The 19495-nt window shown below is 50.9% G+C and carries 16 protein-coding genes; 7 read left to right on the forward strand and 9 right to left on the reverse strand.

Annotation, left to right across the window (positions count from 1 at the left end):
• The first annotated feature begins 66 nt into the window (after window positions 1-66).
• From murJ to ispH, 6 genes are read left to right on the forward strand one after another with little or no spacing between them, the layout of a single operon-like run.
• Complete coding sequence (gene murJ / locus B2R29_RS00150; protein ID WP_301179239.1) at window positions 67-1635, forward strand: murein biosynthesis integral membrane protein MurJ; 1569 nt, start codon at window positions 67-69, stop codon at window positions 1633-1635.
• Window positions 1636-1687: 52 nt separating this feature from the next.
• Complete coding sequence (gene ribF / locus B2R29_RS00155; protein WP_068444468.1) at window positions 1688-2659, forward strand: bifunctional riboflavin kinase/FAD synthetase; 972 nt, start codon at window positions 1688-1690, stop codon at window positions 2657-2659.
• A gap of 47 nt (window positions 2660-2706) precedes the next feature.
• Window positions 2707-5604, forward strand: coding sequence for an isoleucine--tRNA ligase (gene ileS, locus B2R29_RS00160; protein WP_301179240.1), 2898 nt, complete (start codon window positions 2707-2709; stop codon window positions 5602-5604).
• Window positions 5604-6119: a signal peptidase II gene (gene lspA / locus B2R29_RS00165; RefSeq protein WP_301179241.1), complete on the forward strand. Its 516-nt coding sequence runs from the start codon at window positions 5604-5606 to the stop codon at window positions 6117-6119. The genes ileS and lspA overlap by 1 nt, the downstream gene beginning before the upstream one ends.
• A gap of 56 nt (window positions 6120-6175) precedes the next feature.
• Window positions 6176-6619 (forward strand): FKBP-type peptidyl-prolyl cis-trans isomerase, encoded by a 444-nt coding sequence (fkpB, locus tag B2R29_RS00170; protein ID WP_273088183.1) that lies wholly within the window; start codon window positions 6176-6178, stop codon window positions 6617-6619.
• On the forward strand, window positions 6609-7553 hold the full coding sequence (gene ispH / locus B2R29_RS00175; RefSeq protein ID WP_068444479.1) for a 4-hydroxy-3-methylbut-2-enyl diphosphate reductase: 945 nt from the start codon (window positions 6609-6611) through the stop codon (window positions 7551-7553). The genes fkpB and ispH overlap by 11 nt, the downstream gene beginning before the upstream one ends.
• 66 nt (window positions 7554-7619) lie before the next feature.
• Here the strand turns inward: ispH and B2R29_RS00180 are convergent, their stop codons facing one another.
• The 9 genes from B2R29_RS00180 to B2R29_RS00220 form a co-directional block, all read right to left on the reverse strand.
• Window positions 7620-8048: a type IV pilin protein gene (locus B2R29_RS00180; protein ID WP_301179242.1), complete on the reverse strand. Its 429-nt coding sequence runs from the start codon at window positions 8046-8048 to the stop codon at window positions 7620-7622.
• A gap of 2 nt (window positions 8049-8050) precedes the next feature.
• Window positions 8051-8911: a PilW family protein gene (locus B2R29_RS00185; protein WP_301179243.1), complete on the reverse strand. Its 861-nt coding sequence runs from the start codon at window positions 8909-8911 to the stop codon at window positions 8051-8053.
• Window positions 8908-9483, reverse strand: a complete 576-nt coding sequence (gene pilV / locus B2R29_RS00190; RefSeq protein ID WP_301179244.1) for a type IV pilus modification protein PilV — start codon at window positions 9481-9483, stop codon at window positions 8908-8910. Before pilV ends, B2R29_RS00185 begins: the two co-directional genes overlap by 4 nt.
• The gene (locus B2R29_RS00195; protein ID WP_301179245.1) at window positions 9474-9965 is read right to left on the reverse strand and encodes a GspH/FimT family pseudopilin; all 492 of its coding nucleotides are present in this window, start codon (window positions 9963-9965) and stop codon (window positions 9474-9476) included. The genes pilV and B2R29_RS00195 overlap by 10 nt, the downstream gene beginning before the upstream one ends.
• A gap of 2 nt (window positions 9966-9967) precedes the next feature.
• Window positions 9968-13384: a PilC/PilY family type IV pilus protein gene (locus tag B2R29_RS00200; RefSeq protein ID WP_301179246.1), complete on the reverse strand. Its 3417-nt coding sequence runs from the start codon at window positions 13382-13384 to the stop codon at window positions 9968-9970.
• Entirely contained in the window at window positions 13381-13914 is a 534-nt protein-coding gene (locus B2R29_RS00205) for a hypothetical protein (protein WP_301179247.1), read from the reverse strand. Before B2R29_RS00205 ends, B2R29_RS00200 begins: the two co-directional genes overlap by 4 nt.
• An 88-nt stretch (window positions 13915-14002) precedes the next feature.
• Entirely contained in the window at window positions 14003-14590 is a 588-nt protein-coding gene (locus B2R29_RS00210) for a GspH/FimT family pseudopilin (RefSeq protein WP_301179248.1), read from the reverse strand.
• Window positions 14591-14739: 149 nt separating this feature from the next.
• Window positions 14740-16068: a sigma-54-dependent transcriptional regulator gene (locus B2R29_RS00215; RefSeq protein ID WP_301179249.1), complete on the reverse strand. Its 1329-nt coding sequence runs from the start codon at window positions 16066-16068 to the stop codon at window positions 14740-14742.
• A gap of 81 nt (window positions 16069-16149) precedes the next feature.
• Window positions 16150-17661, reverse strand: a complete 1512-nt coding sequence (locus B2R29_RS00220) for a two-component system sensor histidine kinase NtrB (protein WP_301179250.1) — start codon at window positions 17659-17661, stop codon at window positions 16150-16152.
• An 84-nt stretch (window positions 17662-17745) separates the two neighbouring features.
• Here B2R29_RS00220 and B2R29_RS00225 point away from each other — a divergent pair, with 84 nt between their 5' ends.
• Window positions 17746-19380: an NAD+ synthase gene (locus tag B2R29_RS00225; RefSeq protein WP_301179251.1), complete on the forward strand. Its 1635-nt coding sequence runs from the start codon at window positions 17746-17748 to the stop codon at window positions 19378-19380.
• Window positions 19381-19495 lie beyond the last annotated feature (115 nt).

The raw sequence follows: 19495 nt of genomic DNA on the forward strand, positions 1-19495 counted from the left end.
AAGAAAAACCCCGCCAATGGCGGGTTTTTTTGTGTATAAATACCGCATATCCGCACGGAAACGCTTATGTCCGCTACGCCTGAATCCGGCCCCGAGGCGAAAAGCAGCAGTCTGCTCCGCTCATCATCCATTGTCAGTGTTATGACCCTGCTCAGTCGGGTTCTGGGGCTGGCGCGCGATATTATTGTGGCTCAGTATTTTGGCGCGCGTGCGGATGCTTTTTTTGTCGCATTCAAAATTCCGAATTTCTTTCGACGGTTGTTTGCAGAAGGCGCATTTTCCGTCGCCTTTGTGCCTGTGTTGAGCGAGTATCGCACGCAGCGGGCATTTACAGAGGTGCGCTTATTAGTCGCCCGCGTGTCAGGTGTGCTGGGTATGGCGTTGTTGGGTGTGACCTGTTTGGCGGTCCTTGGCGCTGACTATCTGCCCTGGGTATTTTCTCCGGGCTTTCGCAGTGACCCCGAAAAGTTTGCCCTTACAGGCGATCTGCTGCGTATCACCTTTCCGTATCTGTTTTTTATATCGCTGACGGCGTTTGCGAGTAGCGTGCTTAACGCTTACGGGCGCTTTGCTGTGCCAGCCTTCACGCCGGTCATTCTTAATGTCACCTTGATCGCCGCGACACTGGGCTTTACGGATTACTTCGCAGAGCCGCTTTATGCCCTGGCATGGGGTGTTTTCTTTGCCGGGTTATTCCAGTTTATGTTTCAGCTGCCTTTTATTGCGCGTATGCGCCTGTTGGTTCTGCCATCGGTAAAACCGAAAGACGAGGGCGTGCGCCGTATTGGCAAGTTGATGGTTCCGGCGTTGTTTGGTGTGTCCGTCAGTCAGATTAACCTTCTCCTTGATACGCTGTTAGCGTCTTTCCTTGAAGACGGAAGTGTCAGCTGGCTTTATTACTCTGACCGTCTGAATAACCTGCCGCTTGGCGTCTTTGCGATTGCGATCGGTGTTGTGATTCTGCCGGCCCTCTCTGGAAAGCATGCGGCTGATGATAAGGCCGCGTTTTCGCGCACCATCGACTGGGCTGTGCGTATGGTCTTTATGATTGCGACGCCCGCTGCGCTGGCTCTGGTACTTCTCGCCACGCCTTTGATGGCGACGATTTTCTACTACGGTGAAGTCACGGCTTACGACGTCGGTAAGATGACTCTGAGTTTGCAGGCCTACGCCGTTGGGCTGCTCGCCTTTATGATGATTAAGGTTCTGGCGCCGGGCTATTACGCCCGTCAGGATACGAAAACACCAGTGAAAATTGGTATTCAGGCTATGGTCGTGAATATGGTGTTGAATCTGGCACTTGTGTACCCACTGCAGCACGCCGGTCTCGCTTTAGCGACCTCTCTGGCAGCTTATTACAACGTCTTCATGCTTTACCGCGGACTGCGTAAAAGTGGGGTATATCAGCCTCAGTCTGGTTGGTTGAAGTTCATGCTGATCCTTTTGCTGGCTAACTCGGCTCTGGCCGCCGTGTCTGTATGGTTGATGGGGGCTCCGGGAGACTGGTTAACCTGGGAAACGATGCAACGAATAAGTTGGCTGTCTGTGCTGGTTGGGGCCGGTGTGGTGGTGTATTTCGCCGTAATGACAGCGGCAGGGTTGCGTCTGCGTCATCTCCGCGGCGAGCTGTTCTGATCAGTGTTAAACCGCTATAATCCGTGCTTTTAATTTTGCAGCGGTACCTGTGATGCGCCTGATTCGTGGCCTGCACAATCTGAATGCCAGTTTGCCCGTCGATTTCGATGGTTGCGTCGCGACCATCGGGAATTTTGATGGCCTTCATCTTGGCCATCGCCGCATCCTGGAATCACTGCAAAAGGTATCAGCAGAGGACGGTAAGCCTACTCTGGTGATGATGTTTGAGCCTCAGCCTAAAGAGTTCTTTGCGCCTGATCTGGCGCCACCGCGTCTGGCAGGGTTTCGCGATAAGTTTCAGGATCTACGCGACGCTGGCATTGACTATCTTCTGTGCCTGCCATTCAACGAATCACTGCGAAGTATGTCTGCTGCTCAGTTTATCCAGAGTATTCTGATCGACGGCATTCAGGTGAAGCACCTGATTGTCGGCGATGACTTCCGGTTCGGTTGCGATCGCAGTGGTGATTATGCCGCACTGGAGACCGCTGGTAAGGTGTCAGGGTTCAGTGTTGACGATACCCCAACGCATGAAATTGCGGGTGATCGGGTAAGCAGCACCCGCGTTCGCAAAGAGTTGGCCCGTGACAATTTACCGATGGCTGCGGAGCTGTTGGGGCGTCCATATCAGATGTCAGGCCGTGTAGCCTATGGTCGCCAACTGGGGCGGACGCTGGATACACCGACAGCTAATGTGCTGATTAAACGTAGCCGACTGCCGATGACCGGTGTGTACGCAGTGCACCTGATTGAGCAGGAAAGCCGCGAGGAATACATCGGCGTGGCTAATCTGGGTGTTAAGCCGACGATCAGTGGTGAACCTGAGCCATCATTGGAAGTCCACGTGTTTGGTTTCAGTGGAAACCTGTACGGTAAACACCTGACCGTCTCTTTTATGCAAAAGATTCGTGATGAAATGAAATTCGATGGACTTGATGCGCTCAAGTCTGCAATAGACTCTGATAAGAAAGCGGCGCGGGCATATTTTGCTTCGCGACCGGATTCTTTCCGATTTGACCGATAACAGGCCGCGCATTAACGCAGCAGGCCCCTGACGCAATCAGTGAATTTATGAACGATAAAGTGGAAAGCCAATACAAACCGACATTGAACCTGCCGGATACAGAATTTCCAATGCGTGGAAATCTGGCAAAGCGTGAGCCTGAAATGCTGGCGCGCTGGGAAGAAATTGGTCTGTACCGCAAAATCCGTGAAGCACGCGCAGGACGGGATAAATTTATTCTGCATGATGGCCCTCCGTACGCGAACGGCAATATTCACATCGGTCACGCAGTTAACAAGATTCTGAAAGACGTCATCATCAAGTCCCAGACGCTGAGCGGTAAAGATGCGCCGTATATTCCGGGCTGGGACTGCCATGGTCTGCCGATCGAACTGAAGGTTGAAGCTAAGGTTGGCAAAGTCGGTGAGAAGGTCAGCGCCAGCGAGTTCCGCCAGCATTGTCGTGAATACGCGGCTGAGCAGGTGGATGGTCAGCGCAACGATTTCAAACGCCTGATGGTTCTGGGTGACTGGGAAAACCCGTACCTGACCATGGACTTCAAATTTGAAGCCGACATCATCCGCACCCTTGGCAAGATCATTGATGCCGGACACCTGCACAAAGGCTTCAAGCCGGTTAACTGGTGTTCTGACTGTGGCTCTGCGCTTGCGGAAGCAGAGGTTGAATATCAGGACAAGAAATCCGTCGCGATTGACGTGAAGTTCACCTTCCCGGATACCCAGGCAATTGCTGGTGTATTTAACGTCGACGTCGATAAGCCAGTCAGTATCGTGATCTGGACCACGACGCCATGGACCTTGCCTGCTAACGAAGCGGTATCTGTTCACCCTGAACTTGAATACTCACTGGTCCTGCTGAAAGAAGCGGACGAAGTTCTTCTGCTGGCTACAGACCTCGTAGATGACGCGGCTCAGCGTTATGGGCTGGATGCAGATGGTTATGAAGTTCTGGGCACTGCAAAAGGTAAAGCGTTTGGTCAGACGCCAGACCAGAATGAAGCGCCGTTTAAGGTCAAGCATCCGTTTATGCCGGGTAAAGAAGGCGGCGATAAATTCGTGCCTGTGATCACCGGCGAACACGTCACGGCCGATTCGGGTACCGGGGCTGTTCATACCGCGCCTATGCACGGTGTGGATGACTACGTTGTCTCGAACGTTTACGGCGTTAAATCCGACGAAATGCTGGTTGATTCGCAGGGTAACTTTATTGCCAACCCTGCCCTGGAAGCGCTTGAGCTGACGGGATTAAGTACAGCGGATAAAGGTAACTTCCCTGTACTGGGCATTCTGAATGAGCGCGGTGCACTGGTGAAAAAAGCCAACATCACCCACAGCTACCCGCACTGCTGGCGCCATAAAACGCCGATTATTTTCCGTGCGACGCCGCAGTGGTTTATCAGCATGAATCAGGCAGGCCTGCTCGATCAGGCGATGAATGAAGTTGAGAATACCGTCGAGTGGCGTCCGTCCTGGGGTAAGGCGCGTATCGAAGGCATGATGAACGATCGTCCTGACTGGTGTATCTCGCGTCAGCGGACGTGGGGTGTACCGATCGCGCTTTTCGTTCACAAAGAAACCGCCGAACTGCATCCACGTACGCCTGAATTAATTGCTCAGGTTGCAGAGCGCGTCGAAGGTGCAGGCATTGATGCCTGGTTTGATCTTGATCCGGCAGAACTGCTGGGTGATGAAGCGGCTCAGTACGATAAAGTCGTAGATACACTGGATGTCTGGTTCGATTCTGGCGTGACTCACACGGCCGTCTGCATGGCGCGTGACGAGCTGGAAATGCCAGCAGACCTGTACCTGGAGGGTTCTGACCAGCACCGTGGTTGGTTCCAGTCATCACTGCTGACCAGCGTCGCAGCCTATGGCAAGGCACCCTACAAAACAGCACTGACTCACGGCTTCACCGTTGATGGTCAGGGCCGCAAGATGTCCAAGTCGATCGGTAACACGGTTGAGCCTCAGGAAGTCATGAACAAGCTGGGTGGTGACATTCTGCGCTGGTGGGTAGCCGATACTGACTATTCAGGTGAGATGACGGTTTCTGATGAAATTCTGAAACGTAACGCCGATTCTTATCGCCGTGTACGTAATACCTGCCGTTTCCTGCTTGCGAACATCAATGGCTTTACGCCAGCGACCGATATGGTGCCAGCGGAGCAACTGTTGCCACTCGATGCCTGGATGGTCAGTTACACCGAGCGACTCCAGGAAAAAGTAATTGCGCTTTACCACAACTACGATTTGAAAACGCTGACTAAGACGCTGATGAATTTCTGTGTGTCTGAGTTGGGTGCCTTCTACCTTGATGTAATTAAAGACCGCCAATACACCTGTAAAGCTGATAGCCTGCCACGTCGCAGTGCGCAGACGGCGCTTTATCATGTCGCTGAGGCAATGGCTCGCTGGATTGCGCCTGTGCTGTCTTTCACCGCTGAAGAAATCTGGAGCGCATTACCTGCGCCAGTGAGCGGTGAGCGCGAAGAGTCAGCTCAGCTTTCAGAGTGGTACACCGACTTTCCGCAGATTGCCGCGTCCGAGTTTAATGATGCTTACTGGCGCTCCGTCATGGAAGCCAAAGAAGCGGTCAACGGCGCGTTGGAAAAAGCACGCAGTGAAAAACGCATTGGTGCATCTCTGAGTGCTGAAGTCGTATTGTTTGCTGCTGACGAGCTGAAAGCCAAACTGGATCGCTTGGGTGACGAATTACGCTTTGTACTGATTACCTCGGGTGCCGTTGTAAAACCTCTGAGCGAAGAGGGTGGTGAAGCGACTGACCTTGATGGTCTTCGCGTTGCTGTTATGGCATCCGATGCCGAGAAGTGTGAACGTTGCTGGCATCACAGTGAGACGGTGGGTAGCGACGATCGTCATCCAACCTTGTGCGGCCGTTGTGTCGAGAACGTTGAGGGTGACGGTGAAGTCCGTCATTACGCCTGATGAATGATTCAAGTGCTGTAGCGGACAGCGGACGCTCGCCGCTGATCTGGTTGTGGTTAGCCGTGCTGGCCGTGGTGCTGGATCAGGTGAGCAAAGTGGCTGCGGAGAACATGCTGACCTACGCCCAGCCGGTGTACATCCTGCCTGTTCTGGACTTTACCTTGCTCTATAACCCAGGTGCGGCTTTTAGTTTCCTGGCGGATCAGGCGGGGTGGCAGCGCTGGTTCTTTACGATTATCTCTGCGGGCGTCTCAGTTATGTTGCTGGTGTGGCTGGCCAGACTTCCGCGAGGAAGTGTCTGGTTGCCTATTGCGCTGACGCTGATACTCGGCGGTGCCGTGGGCAATCTGATTGACCGGGTATTGTATGGGCATGTCGTCGATTTCATTTCGTTTCACTGGAACAACAGTTATTTCCCAGCGTTCAATATTGCTGACTCCGCGATTACATTAGGCGCGATTATGATGGCGCTTGATGTGGTTCGGGAAATTAAAGAAGAGCGGGCGAAAGCCTGACATCTGCGTACTAACGCTGCACCTTCATAGTGTGTGGCCCATTAAAAGGTGTGAATATGTCTCTCGGAATTATTGCTGACGGAAGTCGGGTAAAACTGCATTTTGCCTTGCGTCTGGCAGATGGGCAGGAAGTGGACTCCACCTTCGAAAATGACGCGGCTGAATTCTCGGTCGGCGATGGAAACTTACCCGAAGGCTTTGAAGAATGTCTGATCGGTTTAACCACGGGTGATCACAAGACTTTTACCGTGCCGCCCGAAAAAGCATTCGGGCAACCAAACCCGCAGAATCTTCAGGATATGAAACGCTCCGATTTTCCGGTGGATATGCCGGTGGCGCCAGGTTTGATGGTGTCATTCGCAGATGCTCAGGGGGCTGAGCTTCCTGGCGTAATCAGCTCTATTGAAGGTGACTACGTTGCCGTTGATTTCAATCATCCGCTGGCAGGAAAAGAGCTCCATTTTGAAGTTCAGATTCTCGAGGTGAAGGATGCAGATTAAGCTCGCTAATCCACGCGGTTTCTGCGCTGGTGTTGATCGGGCGATCGATATCGTTAATCGCGCACTGGAACTGTTTGAACCGCCTATCTATGTTCGTCACGAAGTCGTCCACAATAAGTTTGTAGTGAATGACCTGCGTGATCGAGGTGCTATCTTCGTCGACGAGCTAGATGAAGTGCCAGACGATAATATCGTTATTTTTTCAGCTCATGGAGTGTCTCAGGCTGTGCGTAAAAATGCAGCCGACCGAGGTCTTAAAGTATTTGATGCGACCTGCCCGCTAGTGACTAAGGTTCACCTTGAGGTGACCCGCTACAGCGCTCTCGGCCGAGAGTGCATTCTTATCGGCCATAAAGGGCACCCGGAAGTCGAAGGTACCATGGGGCAGTACGACTTCAGCAAAGGCGGAAATATCTACCTTGTTGAAGACGAAGAGGACGTTGAGGCTCTCGAGGTCAAAGATCCTTCTGCTCTCTCATACGTAACTCAGACAACATTATCGATGGATGATACTGCCCGGGTTATTGATGCACTGCGTGCAAAGTTTCCTGAGATTACCGGGCCTCGAAAAGACGACATTTGTTACGCCACACAGAACCGCCAGGACGCCGTTAAAATCCTCGCGTCTGATTGTGACCTGATGCTGGTAGTGGGTTCGCCCAACAGCAGTAACTCCAACCGTCTCCGTGAGCTCGGTGAGCGTATGGGGGCAAAAGCGTTCCTCATCGACAATGCCTCCGAAATTCAGGCTGAATGGCTCGAGGGCGTTAAAGCCGTTGGCATTACTGCAGGTGCGTCAGCGCCGGATGTACTGGTGAAAGAAGTGGTTGCTAAGCTGGTATCACTCGGTGGTGAAGAGCCTGAGGAATTGCAGGGCAGAGAAGAAAACGTGGTTTTCTCGTTGCCGAAAGAGTTACGGATGACGGAAGTCTAAGCTGTTATCTTACAGGTAATAAAAAACCCGGCGAATGCCGGGTTTTTTAATGTCTGGTTATCGAGTTTACCAGTGGTCTACACGTTGTTTCGTTCCGCCGGAATCCGGTACAAGTCGCCACTGCTGACCACGGCTGTTTGTCATGATATCTCCAGACGGAGCTTGTGTTCCCTGGGCGACTGCTCCTACCTGTACGCACTGTGTCAGAGGAATATCATTAGCACAGCCATCAGCACCTATCTGGTAACGCCCGCTGTCCGTTGTGACTGTCACCCCAGCAAATCCGAGGTCTGATAAATCTTCAGTATAAGTTCCATTGTCACCATAAAAACGTTCCTGGGCCTGCATCACAAGCTGCAAGGATTCTATAGCTTCAGTTTTAAAACTATTTCTTTGGCTCTCTTGATACGTTGGGATGGCTACTGATGCGAGTATTCCAACGATAGCGATGGTGATGAGTAATTCGATAAGAGTGAATGCTGACTGGCCTTTCATTGTTATCTCCAACCTTTATTCGGCAGATCGACAGTTATTGTTAGAGGATAGCGAGCGATCTGGTCGTCAAAAGTATAGGGTTCTCCGTCGAGAAGAATAAAGCTTCTTCTGTCCGGGTTATTTGGCGTATCGCTAAATGAGCGGGTTAAAATGCTAAACCTTGTCGATAGTACGTTATTCCAGTCCGTCACAGCTGTGGCGTTCACGTATCGTGTTACATTTTTAAGCTCTTCGCTTCCCGCGACAGCGCTTGGCCCATCTGACTCACCATAGAGCACTTGTAAGCCGATGATACCAGTTGCAATTGCCTGGGCGTTGCCAATGGCTAATCCTGTATCTTCATTATAGGTCACGCAGCGTAGTTCATTATCATAGCCATTGTTATCGTTGCCACTTTCTATCCAGTAAACATCGACAACAGAAGTTTGATTTGCCAGTCCATGAGCTGCGCCTGTGCACGTGAGTAAGTCACGCGCTGCAGAAGTATCCGGATCGAATACCCATTGGATAGCGATTCTATCGTTGATCGCAACACCCATGGTTGAGTCATAGCTACAATCTGCATTAGCCGCTGGAGGTACAATCGCTGGGTCTGCACATATGGCGGCAAAGGAGGGCACGGTAGTGGCATCTACTGAAGGTGAATAACCGGCTCTCCGAATTTCTTCCTGCAGCCATGAACTAATGAATCGTGCTGATTCCTGAGCTTCACTGCTACCGCTGTTAGTCGCGGCGGAAGAGTTACTGCTAATTACCACGTTGCCTACGAAATAGGCGATGATCACGCTGAGCAAACCAGCAATCATTAATTCGATCAGCGTCAGGCCAGATTGAAGTTTCAGGCCTCTCGAAATCCTGTTCATAAGTTGTAAACCATATTCAGTGTTGACTGTCCGGTTGCAATATTACCTGTATCGGCATAAACAGCGTTGCCATCCGCATCTGCTCCGGAAGTCCTGCCATCCCAGCGGATAGTAATGTCTACTCTGGAGTTAACGACAGAAACTGTGAGCTGGGAGTTGGGGAGATAGTCGGCACCACTGGTTCTGGTGTTACTGTTGACTACATCTGGTGACGTTCCACAGGCCAGTTCCCAAAGATCGAATATTGCAACTTCAGCACCTGTGCAGTCTGCTGCTGCGTTAACGACATCCTCACCGTTGTGGTAACTGCTGCAAACTTTTTGAGCAACAAAGTTTTCACAGTTGATCGGGTTTCCCCCTGTATCGTAGTTTGCCATGTTGATACGGTTTGCACGTATACGATTCGCTAGATCTTCAGCGATCCATATCGCGTGAGACCGGTTGGCGGTGTCACTTACTGCCCGTGTGGTCTGTAACTGCAGTGAGGCTAACCCGACCAGACCGATGATACTTATGCCCAGAGTGATCAACACTTCAAGCATTGAAAAGCCAGACTGATTTCTCATGGACATGCAGCCTCCGTGACAATGACTTGACCAACTAAATTCAGGGTAATCGTAATCCGATTGTCTCCAGTACATCCGGGCACATTGATGTTGATGTCCCCGGTAGGGGAGGCCCGGCCTCTCGAGTCGAAAACGATCGGTGTTGCGATACTGAAATCGTTGCTGGTGATCACACCTGCGTCTGCGACTCCTTCTTTGATCCTTAAATCTTCCGTAGCACTGAAAATTCTCCATCCCAAGTTCCAGTCAGGATTCGCATCTGCATCGGCCTGAGGCTCAATACTAATGGTCTCTCCCTGAGAAATGGCGGTATTCCGGGCATACATCAAATCAAGGCGGAGCTCCTCAGTCAGTCGAGTCGTTTCGTTATTCGCACTTATGGGCTGCAACACAGGAACCACAATGGTCGCTGTGATTCCTATGATCGCCATAACTACAAGAAGCTCGAATAATGTGAAGCCGTACTGCTTGTATCGGAAGTGCCGCATTATCAGAGTTCTCTCCAATAGTTCCGGGAGACCGTCGTACATGAGTCCAACGCTACGGATTCACTACCAATAAGAATTGCTAAGGCCGCTTCACATGGAATGTCTCCATCTCCGTCTGGGTCCGGATCAGGATCAGACCCGGACTTAGATGGAGGGAAGACGATCTTAGGCTCGGCTGGTATGCCTGTCTGTTTCAGCTCAGTTTGCTCTATTACAACTACAGGGCTGTTATCACCGGGGTTGTAAGCAGAGAAATCGACACTGTAGAGATTTGTTGCGCCTGTGGCAGCCGAGCATGATTCCAGCCCTGAAGATGCAGAGGTGACGACTGGGCTGTATGTGCCGAAATAAACGACATTATCAGCGATGATGGCATCCGTCAGAGCCTTTTCTCCCGTTGTCTCAAGATCCAGATAGAAGCCATTGAGCAGGTCAGAGTCTGCTGCAACAGCCAAACTGCCAGAATCCGCGAGGTCGTCAAGTTCGATGGTTCGATAAGTATTAAGCTGTTGCTTGAGATCGGTTCTGTTTGTTGTTGTTTTATCGTCGATAATCACAAAAAACCGGTCTTTGTTATCGGTGACAAGCGGATGAGCGCGGTAGCCGGAACCTATGGCAATCACATAGCTGTCCAGATCATCATTGTAAGCAACGACAGGTGATGTAAAGAAACGGGTGTTATTCGCAACTGATCCGTCATTGAGGTCCGCAACTTCGGTTGCCATTGGGTTATTGTTGCTGAACAAATCGATTCGCCAGATACGTCCACCGGTATCCGCAGCATAGAGAATATCACTCGTTCCGTTTCCGTCATTATCAACAGCAGTGATATCGCTCACGATACTGTTTGTCATGCCGTTGACGGTAAGGTCCGCAGAGCTATCTGGAGAGGCGGTCCATAGCAACTCACCAGTCAAAGCATTGACCATATAGATAGCGTTGCCTCTCGAATGGCTGATGCGAGTACCACCCGATGTATCATCTTCGACTGGGTCATAACCACCCCCGAACACAAGAACCGGTATAGGTTTTGAATCTTGCGGTTCTACATCAATTCCTATCGCTTCTGGAGACACATAGATAGGTTTCATTGCTGACCATGTCTGGCCAAGTCTTTCGAAGCCGGTGTCGTCAGACGTGATTTGCCAGAGATACTTAGGCTGTTTAGGGTCTGTTACGTCGAGCGCATAGTAGACCTCACCACCTCTGCGCATCCCTGCGTACATATACGCCTTGTCATTTGCGCTTATGAGGCTCTTTGATGATGTTTTTCCAGCATTAAGCTCAGTATCGTTGTGTATGAAAGCAGTTATTGGTCCATCCAGACCATAATGCTTTCCGTATTCAGCACCTTCGCGATAATACACTTCGATATTAGGGAGTAATTCGTAAGGAACGTAGGCAAACAATTCTTCAGGGCCATTAATGTCCGTTGTCATTGCGTGCAGATAGCCAGAGTTGGTTCCGAAATAAATCACGCTTTCGTATGACTGTGCGGTACCGTAGTTCAGAAGCAGAGGTTCACTGTGTAGTGGGTCTTCAATTTCCTGTCTTGGAGTTTCATTCCCATCTTCATCTGTTTTTATACCCGATGCCCATTTAAGCATATTAATCAATTCCAGATCGGCGAGCGTTCCGGAGAATAAATCTTCAAGGATATAACTCGGCACTACGTAGCCTAACGCTGATTTTTCAATGAGAGGGTCATCAATCAGGCCATCTGCCCCACCAGCGTAAGTTACGACGTTCCTTTCAAGTGTAAAGTGGCTAGACGCACCTCCCTTACCGACGGTTTTTCCATCAGGAGCCTCTTCTTCCTTGGTCCAGATGCTGGTCGCACCCTCAGCGAAGTAGCCGGTTTCTTCGTCAACAGCATCTTGATTATCAGCGTCAAGTACTTTACCAGAGCTGCCTAATTTGTACCGTTTAAGATTTCCTGACCAACCTTTTGTCGCTTTGGGCTCAAATACTGTGTAGTAAAGCTCTTCTGAGCTTTCAAGGCGGTTTAGGGCGTTAACGGCAACTGCGGGTGAGGATGTTCCTATCGTTGCCTCGTTTTCGAAACGGTTAAACAAGTCCCTCAGAGTCTGTTTAATTTCAGCTGAATTATTCGCGAGGCGATATAGGCCGTCTGAATACTCAGCTGCTCTTTCAAGTTGGCCTGCGACGGTATCGTTCGAGCCCATGAATGCACCGATTGTATGAGTGGTAATTCGCTGGACTTCTTCCGTTGAGCTGGATGGATCAACATCCAAGGCACTGTCGTTGAATAGATCAACTTCATAGCTGTACAAAGCAAGCTCTTCCAAACAGCTATTGGATGAAACCTGATTAGTGTCCGATGTAGCACAGCTTGTGGATATACCCGTCAGCCCAGCTCGGTCGGAGCTATCCACTTCTGCAAGCAAACTTCTGATTTTGGTATCACTCGCTCCATCTTGTGTCGAAGCACCATCAGTAAAGATAACGACGTGGTTTTGCTGGCAACTATTGGTTATGGGTGAATTGTACTTACCGGTATTTTCGTCGTATGACTCGCTATTGCTGAGATAAAAATACTGCGGGGAGCTTGCTGCTTCGCAGCCACCGTCTCGCCATTCCTCATACTCATAACCTGGGATAGTATTGGTTCCGGTGACAATCCAGTCAGTTTGAGGGTCGATTAACCCCAAGCCCTGACAGTAGGAATCAGGCACAGTCGAGACGGTACCGTAGGTCCAACCGCCAAATAGTCTCCAGCGCCTGCAGTCCTGTGGTGATTTGGGCCACAAACTGCACCGCTGACATTCAATGATATCTTCCTCGCGTGGAGGGACCGTAACGGTTACATACCCTGGATCTGAGCACTGTACAGCTCCGTATTTTTTACCGTATCTGACATCTTCGCCTTTGAAATATCGGATCGTCTCATCGTAGGTTTCAACGAGGGGAGTCCAGGCATTCGTCGGTAGCTCATTGATGGCGGTAATTAGTCGGCTTCTATGGGCATCATCGCTGATATCTTTCGCAGGAACTTCAATATAGCCACCGCCGTCACGCTCGTTAGGCACTCCTTGGCTGTACAGTTGGCTGTCAAGTGAGTAAGGAATGCCCTCGACGGGATACGCGTAGTTTTGTACGACATCGAAACGGGCAAGTCCGAAATTGATGTTGTTAATTTCTGTGTCGCCGATGATGCTGATTGCGGCGTCCTTAGCAACCTGCATCCGGGTCTTCGTTGACCCGTCGCCCGCAGGATCTCCCATACTTCCAGAGGTATCGAAGATGAACACTACGTTTGGCTGAACGCCGGAGGAACCACTTGCGCGGTAAATTTCGGTATCGTCAGCAGGTGCTGTAAGAGGGCTTGCTGCAATCACTGAAGTAATAGCCCATTTACACAACTTTCTTATATTGAGACGTTCGGTAAATAGATTCATATTGCAGGCCCTTCAAGATTGAAGACAATTTCTTGGGTAGAAGTGATTCGTCCGGAGGCATCGCTTCCGCTGGATGTGAAGTTAAAATAGAACTTCTGTGTGGTTCCTGTTGAGGCTCCGGGGTTTCCCTTTAGATACTGTGACGATGCCAAGGCTGGGTCGGAGATATCGCTAAGCTGTAATGTATCAACAACGGTTACGTGTTCAGAATAGCCAGTTGGATCATCCCAGCCTGGGCCCAAATTGATGTTGGTCAGTAATAGACTGGTGTCATTGGACTGGATCAGAGGCCCGAGAGTGCTCCGTGCGACGCCAATATTTTCGTCTCGCTGAAGAAAAGAAACCCCTAGTTCAATGTGATCATTGGTCGCATTGAACACTTCCTGATGGTGCTGCATGTTGTTGAGCATCTTAATCTGAAGTGTTGAGCGCTGCATACCAATGACAGCCGTTAACGTGATCACGGTTAACAGAACCAGGCTCAGCAACATCACAGAGCCCGATTGGGAGCGTACTTTAGGAGACCTCATATTGAGTGCCCTCACTTATAGAAAATTCCGTATTGATAGCTTACAAGTTCGCTTCTGCCTAGCCATTGAATTCTGATGGGAGGTGACTCTAGGTAGGTGAGCGGTTAATACAGGGTATATTAAGTCCATTAGCTAACTCAGGAAGGCCGTCACGGTTCTGATCTTTACCTTCGCGAACTCTGCCCATGCGGGAGATGATAAGTGATGTTCCCCGGTCTCTCGAGGAAGAAGTTTTGCAGTAACTGAGTGACCCTGCGTTTACATTGGATCTGCCAAGAGGTCCGAATGAAATTCTGACATTGTTGTATGCTCGGTGCTCCGACTGCAGAGATGGTGAAAGCACTTTTAGTATCTGTTCGTTGCCATTAAGTGTTTTATCTCCATTCTCATCAACGAATACAATTAACTGTTGGTTCCAGTCTCTTCCGCAAGTACCGTTTGTTGATACAGGACAGAATACGACCGTACGCGCCATCGAAATTGCAGAGTTTCGTGAGAACACCAGAGCTTGCTTTAGTTCAGTTGCTTTTTGCTTGCTCTGACTGTCTGTTAGTAACGTTGACACCTTGGGGGAAATCAGTGTTGTTGTAATGACTATGATCGCCACCACAACCAGCAGCTCAAGTAAGGTGAAGCCCTTGTCCGTATACGCTTGGATCTTCGTTCTGGTGTTCATCCTTGAAACCCCAATTGCCCGATATGTAACCGATTACCATATCAGCTGAATGGGTTAGTGCACTCAGGCGGTTTTCGTATTTTTATAAGTCGTTTCAGGATGTGTAGGGCGGTGTGACAGTAGCCGTCTAATCGCCTTTTGGTAGATTACTAATCGATGGCGAGTTTCTTTAGCCGGTAGCGGAGAGCACGGAAACTGATACCAAGACGCTCCGCAGCGGCGGTTTTATTCCAGCGTGTCGCGTTGAGGGCCTCTTCAATGGCTTCTCGTTCCAATCGCTCAAGATAGCCTTCCAGGTCGCCAACGGCTTCGCTGTTTGAGTGGTAGCCACCTTGCGGTGTTTCAGGCTCGAAGCTGAGGTCACTCAGTTGAATCTCTTCGCCTTCCATAAGCGTGAAGGCGCGTTGCAGAATGGCATCGAGTTCACGTGTGTTACCGGGAAAGTCGTATTCGCAAATCGCCTGTAGAGCATCATCGGCCACGGCCACTTCGGGCATGTCCCACTGGCTGGCATAGGTCTGAAGCAAGTGGTTGGTGAGCTGCGGAATATCTTCGCGGTGCGTGCGCAGCGGGGGGACGCTGAGATGTACGACACGGATACGGAACAGCAGGTCCTGACGGAACTGACCTGCATTTGCTAACGCGGGCAGATCAGCGCTGCTGGCACTGATAATGCGGATGTCCAGATCCTGCTCTTGCGTGTCATGCAGTGCCCGGATTTTTTTGTCCGTCAGTAGTTGCAGTAGTTGAGCCTGTAACTCGATACTCAGGTGTTCGATATTATTGAGGAACAAGGTGCCTTGGTGAGCATTCTGGATCAGCCCATCATGGACAATGCCATGATCGTCTCTGAAGCCAAACAGCGTTTCGGCGGCACTTTCATCCTGAAGGGCATCACAGTTTATCGTTATAAAGGGGTGTGATGACCGGGAGCTCATCAGGTGAATGGCGCGGGCAATGCCTTCTTTTCCCGTACCGTATTCCCCCTGGATAAACACCGGTGCCTGAGTACGCCCGACCTTGCGCAGCGTTGTACGCAGCTCCTGCATCGGGCTGGAGTCGCCGATGATAAGGTTGGTGCATTGTTCAGGGAGTGTTCCTGTCACCTTCGACAATCGCAGGGCTGCCGTAGCCAGGTTGCGCAGCTGCTGAATATCCAGCGGCTTGGCAACTACATCGAATGCTCCGGCTTTTAGAGCGTTAACCCCGACCTCCATATTACCGAATGCGGTGATCATGGCGACTGGCATGTCTGGATAGTTGCGATTGCAGTGGTGAATTAACTGAACACCATCACCGTCGGGTAATTTCATGTCTGTGATGCAGAAATGGAAACTTCTCGATTCAAGCAATGCTATGGCTTCGGTAACATTGGCGGCCTGTTCGCATGTAATGTCTATGCGTTCCAGGGCCATGCCTATCAGTGCGCGGATGTCCTGCTCGTCATCGACGATCAGTGCGCATAAGTCGGGCAACATCGCTGTGGGTTTCCTGTCAGTCATCGTAGCCTTGTATTATTCATGAGTTGGTTTAACGCTGGTGTGACATAGGCCTCAGTTTTATGTCCGCTTCATAGTAACGAGAAAACGGGCTCCAGGATGATTCCCAATAAACTCAATGGTTGCCTGGTTAGCCTGACACAGTTCGCGGCATAAGTAGAGACCTAAGCCTGTGCCGTCGTGTTCGGTGGTGCTGAAGGGTTCAAATAGTCGTTGTATCTGGTTTTCGGCAATACCGAAGCCATTATCTGTTATTTCAATCGACACCGTGCTGTCTGATTCGGGCAATATTTTCAAAGAGACTTCAGCTGCGTCTTCCCGCGCTTTTCGTGCATGCCTCAATCCATTCTGGCACAGATTCGTCAGAACCTGATTGAGATGGTCGGGATCAAACAGTACTGTCAGCTCGCTGTCTGAGTCGTAGATAAGTTTAAGGAAACTTTCACCGCTGGCCTGATCAAAGTTCTGGGCAAAATTATTCAGGTACTGATGTATCTTCAGAGGGGCCGCATGTGAGCGTTTGCCTCGGGAAAGCTGCAATATGTCACCAATGATGCGGTTAATCCGCTGACTGTTGTGTTCAATAATACTGGTTAGTTTTTTATCTTCGTCAGGCAGATGTTCAGATTCATCCAGAAGTTGCGAGGCCTGATTGAGCGCTGACAATGGATTGCGGATTTCATGAGCGATGCTGGCAGTGAGGCGCCCGAGGGAGGCTAGCTTGGCTTGCTGGATCTCTGCTGAAATACGAGCTTCGTCTTCAATCAGTAATAGAAAATCATCCTCTGACCCGCCTGCTTCAAGGCGCGTGACGGTTAAGCCTTTTAGCTGGCCGGGGAGCGGCTGCTCAGTGGTCGATTCCACTAGCCATTCGGGAACTGCTGCCCCCGGTTCTAACTGGAACCATGCCGTCGCTGTATCATTGATAAATAGAACACGCTTGTCTCTAGTACAGGCAATGATGCCATCCGGTAGCTTCATCAGCGCCTGCTGACTCAAGCGTTGTAAACGTTGTACGTCACGGGCAGTGTCCTGGGCCAGGTTAAGCGCTGCATTAATGCGGTGGGATAGCAGCTGAGTTAACCATGCGAGAGCAAAGCAGATGCCACCATACACCCCCGTATTGGCGGTATCCCGGATACCAAATTCTCCGGGCGCGATGTGTTCGGTGTATATCACAGCAAGACTCAGCCAGGCCGCAACACTGTAGCCAAGTATGCCCGGTGCAAGTAAGTTGGCCATGACGACAGGAATCAGCAGCAGACTTGAGAATCCGGCTGTCAGCCCTCCAGACGCGAACATCATGCCTGTTAGCAGAGCTGTTTCCAGAAACAGGTAAGTCGTCGCTCCCTGAGAATCGGTAGTTCGGGTTATCAGTGCGACGAAGACAGCGGCTGCAAGAACGTATAGCGATGAAAGTACAAGGAATAGGTGGGGAGCCTCTTTCCCAACGATCACGTCCATCGAGTCCAGGCCATCGACGACCACGATCGACAGCGAAAGGATCAGCGAATAGTAGCTGTATAGTGACAGCAGGCGGCTGCCCCGTCCGATGGATATTGGATGATTCATTGGTCTTTCATTAGTCTTCCGGTTTGCGTCCTGACGCGTATTTCCAGACAATACGCGCATTACTGAAGAGAGTACCCCCAGACCATGTCCAAGTCACTGACTGCCAGCCTGAAAATTGCGTTGGCGCAATGTAACTTTCACGTCGGCGATATCCCCGGCAATACGGCAAAAATCATAGAAGCTGCAAAGAAAGCGGCAGATGATGGTGCGCAGTTGATTGTATTCAGTGAACTCGCTCTGACGGGCTATCCGCCAGAAGACCTGCTTATGCGTGCAAGCCTGGAGCTCCGCGTGAAAGAAGCACTCAAAGAAGTGGCTGCGATCAGTCATGACATCGCCGTGGCGGTAGGGTATCCAGTAACTCGTGATAATCGCCTCTATAACTGCGCAGGGGTATGGTTTGAAGGTACTTGTCTTGGAGAGTATGCCAAGCAGGAGCTGCCGAACTATCAGGTCTTTGATGAAAAACGCTACTTTTCAGCGGGCGAAGACGCGCAAGTGGTCGAGCTTCATGGCGTAAAGTTGGGCCTGACGGTGTGCGAGGATGTCTGGTTTGATGCACCTGTGGCGATGGCAGCGGAGGCCGGTGCCGAGTTGATCCTGAATCTGAATGCTTCACCATTTCATAGTGGCAAGCAGCAGGAACGTATCGACCTCATCAAAAAACACACGTCGCAGCATAAACTCCCCATCCTTTACGTGAACCAGTCAGGCGGGCAGGACGAACTGGTATTTGATGGTAGCTCGTTTGCGGTAAATGCCGACTCTGATTGTGTATTGCAGATGGCGTCCTGGCGGGAAGATCAGGCGTATGTGATGTTCGAGCAAGGTGAGTTACGCGCAGAGTCTGAATCGCGGGCGGCGAGGGAAGACGGTCTTGCCAGTCTCTATAACGCATTGGTTGTCGGTGTTCGTGACTATGTGAATAAAAACCGCTTTCCAGGGGTCGTACTTGGTCTTTCTGGCGGGATCGATTCAGCGCTGACGCTGGCCATTGCGGTTGATGCGCTTGGGCCGGAGCGCGTGCGCGCCGTTATGATGCCGTTTACTTACACCTCGGGCATGAGTAAAGAAGATGCCGCGTTGCAGGCTGAGGCGATGGGCGTTAAGTATCAATCCATTTCGATTGAACCCATGTACCGCGAATTTATGTCTGCGCTTGCTCCCGACTTTGAGGGGTTGAAAGTCGATACTACGGAAGAAAATCTGCAATCCCGTTGTCGTGGCGTGTTGTTAATGGCGTTGTCGAACAAGACGGGATATATGGTTCTGACAACCGGCAATAAAAGCGAAATGGCCGTCGGTTATGCGACGCTCTATGGGGACATGGCCGGTGGCTATGGGGCGTTAAAAGACGTCTACAAAACCAAGGTGTTTGCCCTGGCTGAATACCGGAATTCCCTTTCGCCTGTGATTCCGCAGCGCGTCATTGATCGTCCGCCATCCGCTGAGCTTGCACCGGATCAGGTCGATGAAGACAGTCTCCCTGCTTATCCTGTGCTGGATGACATTCTGGAGCGCTACATCGAACATGATGAAAGTGCTGAGCAGATCATTACGGCCGGACATAATCGTGAAGACGTGATGCGGGTAGTGCGGCTGGTGGATGTTAACGAATACAAGCGTCGTCAGGCGCCGATCGGTGTCCGGGTGACTCGCCGTGGCTTTGGTCGGGACCGTCGTTATCCTGTGACAAACGGCTGGAAGGCGGGGATCTGACCCCTTTCCGGCTGTCAGGATAACGCTACAGGCATTGGCTGCATGGTAGGGGCGAAAAGAGCGGCATGTGCGCCAGGGACGGCGCACTTGAGCCTACAGGGATGTATTTACGGCG

The organism is Thalassolituus sp. UBA3500 (genome assembly GCF_002377545.1).
Classification (GTDB): domain Bacteria; phylum Pseudomonadota; class Gammaproteobacteria; order Pseudomonadales; family Oceanobacteraceae; genus Thalassolituus.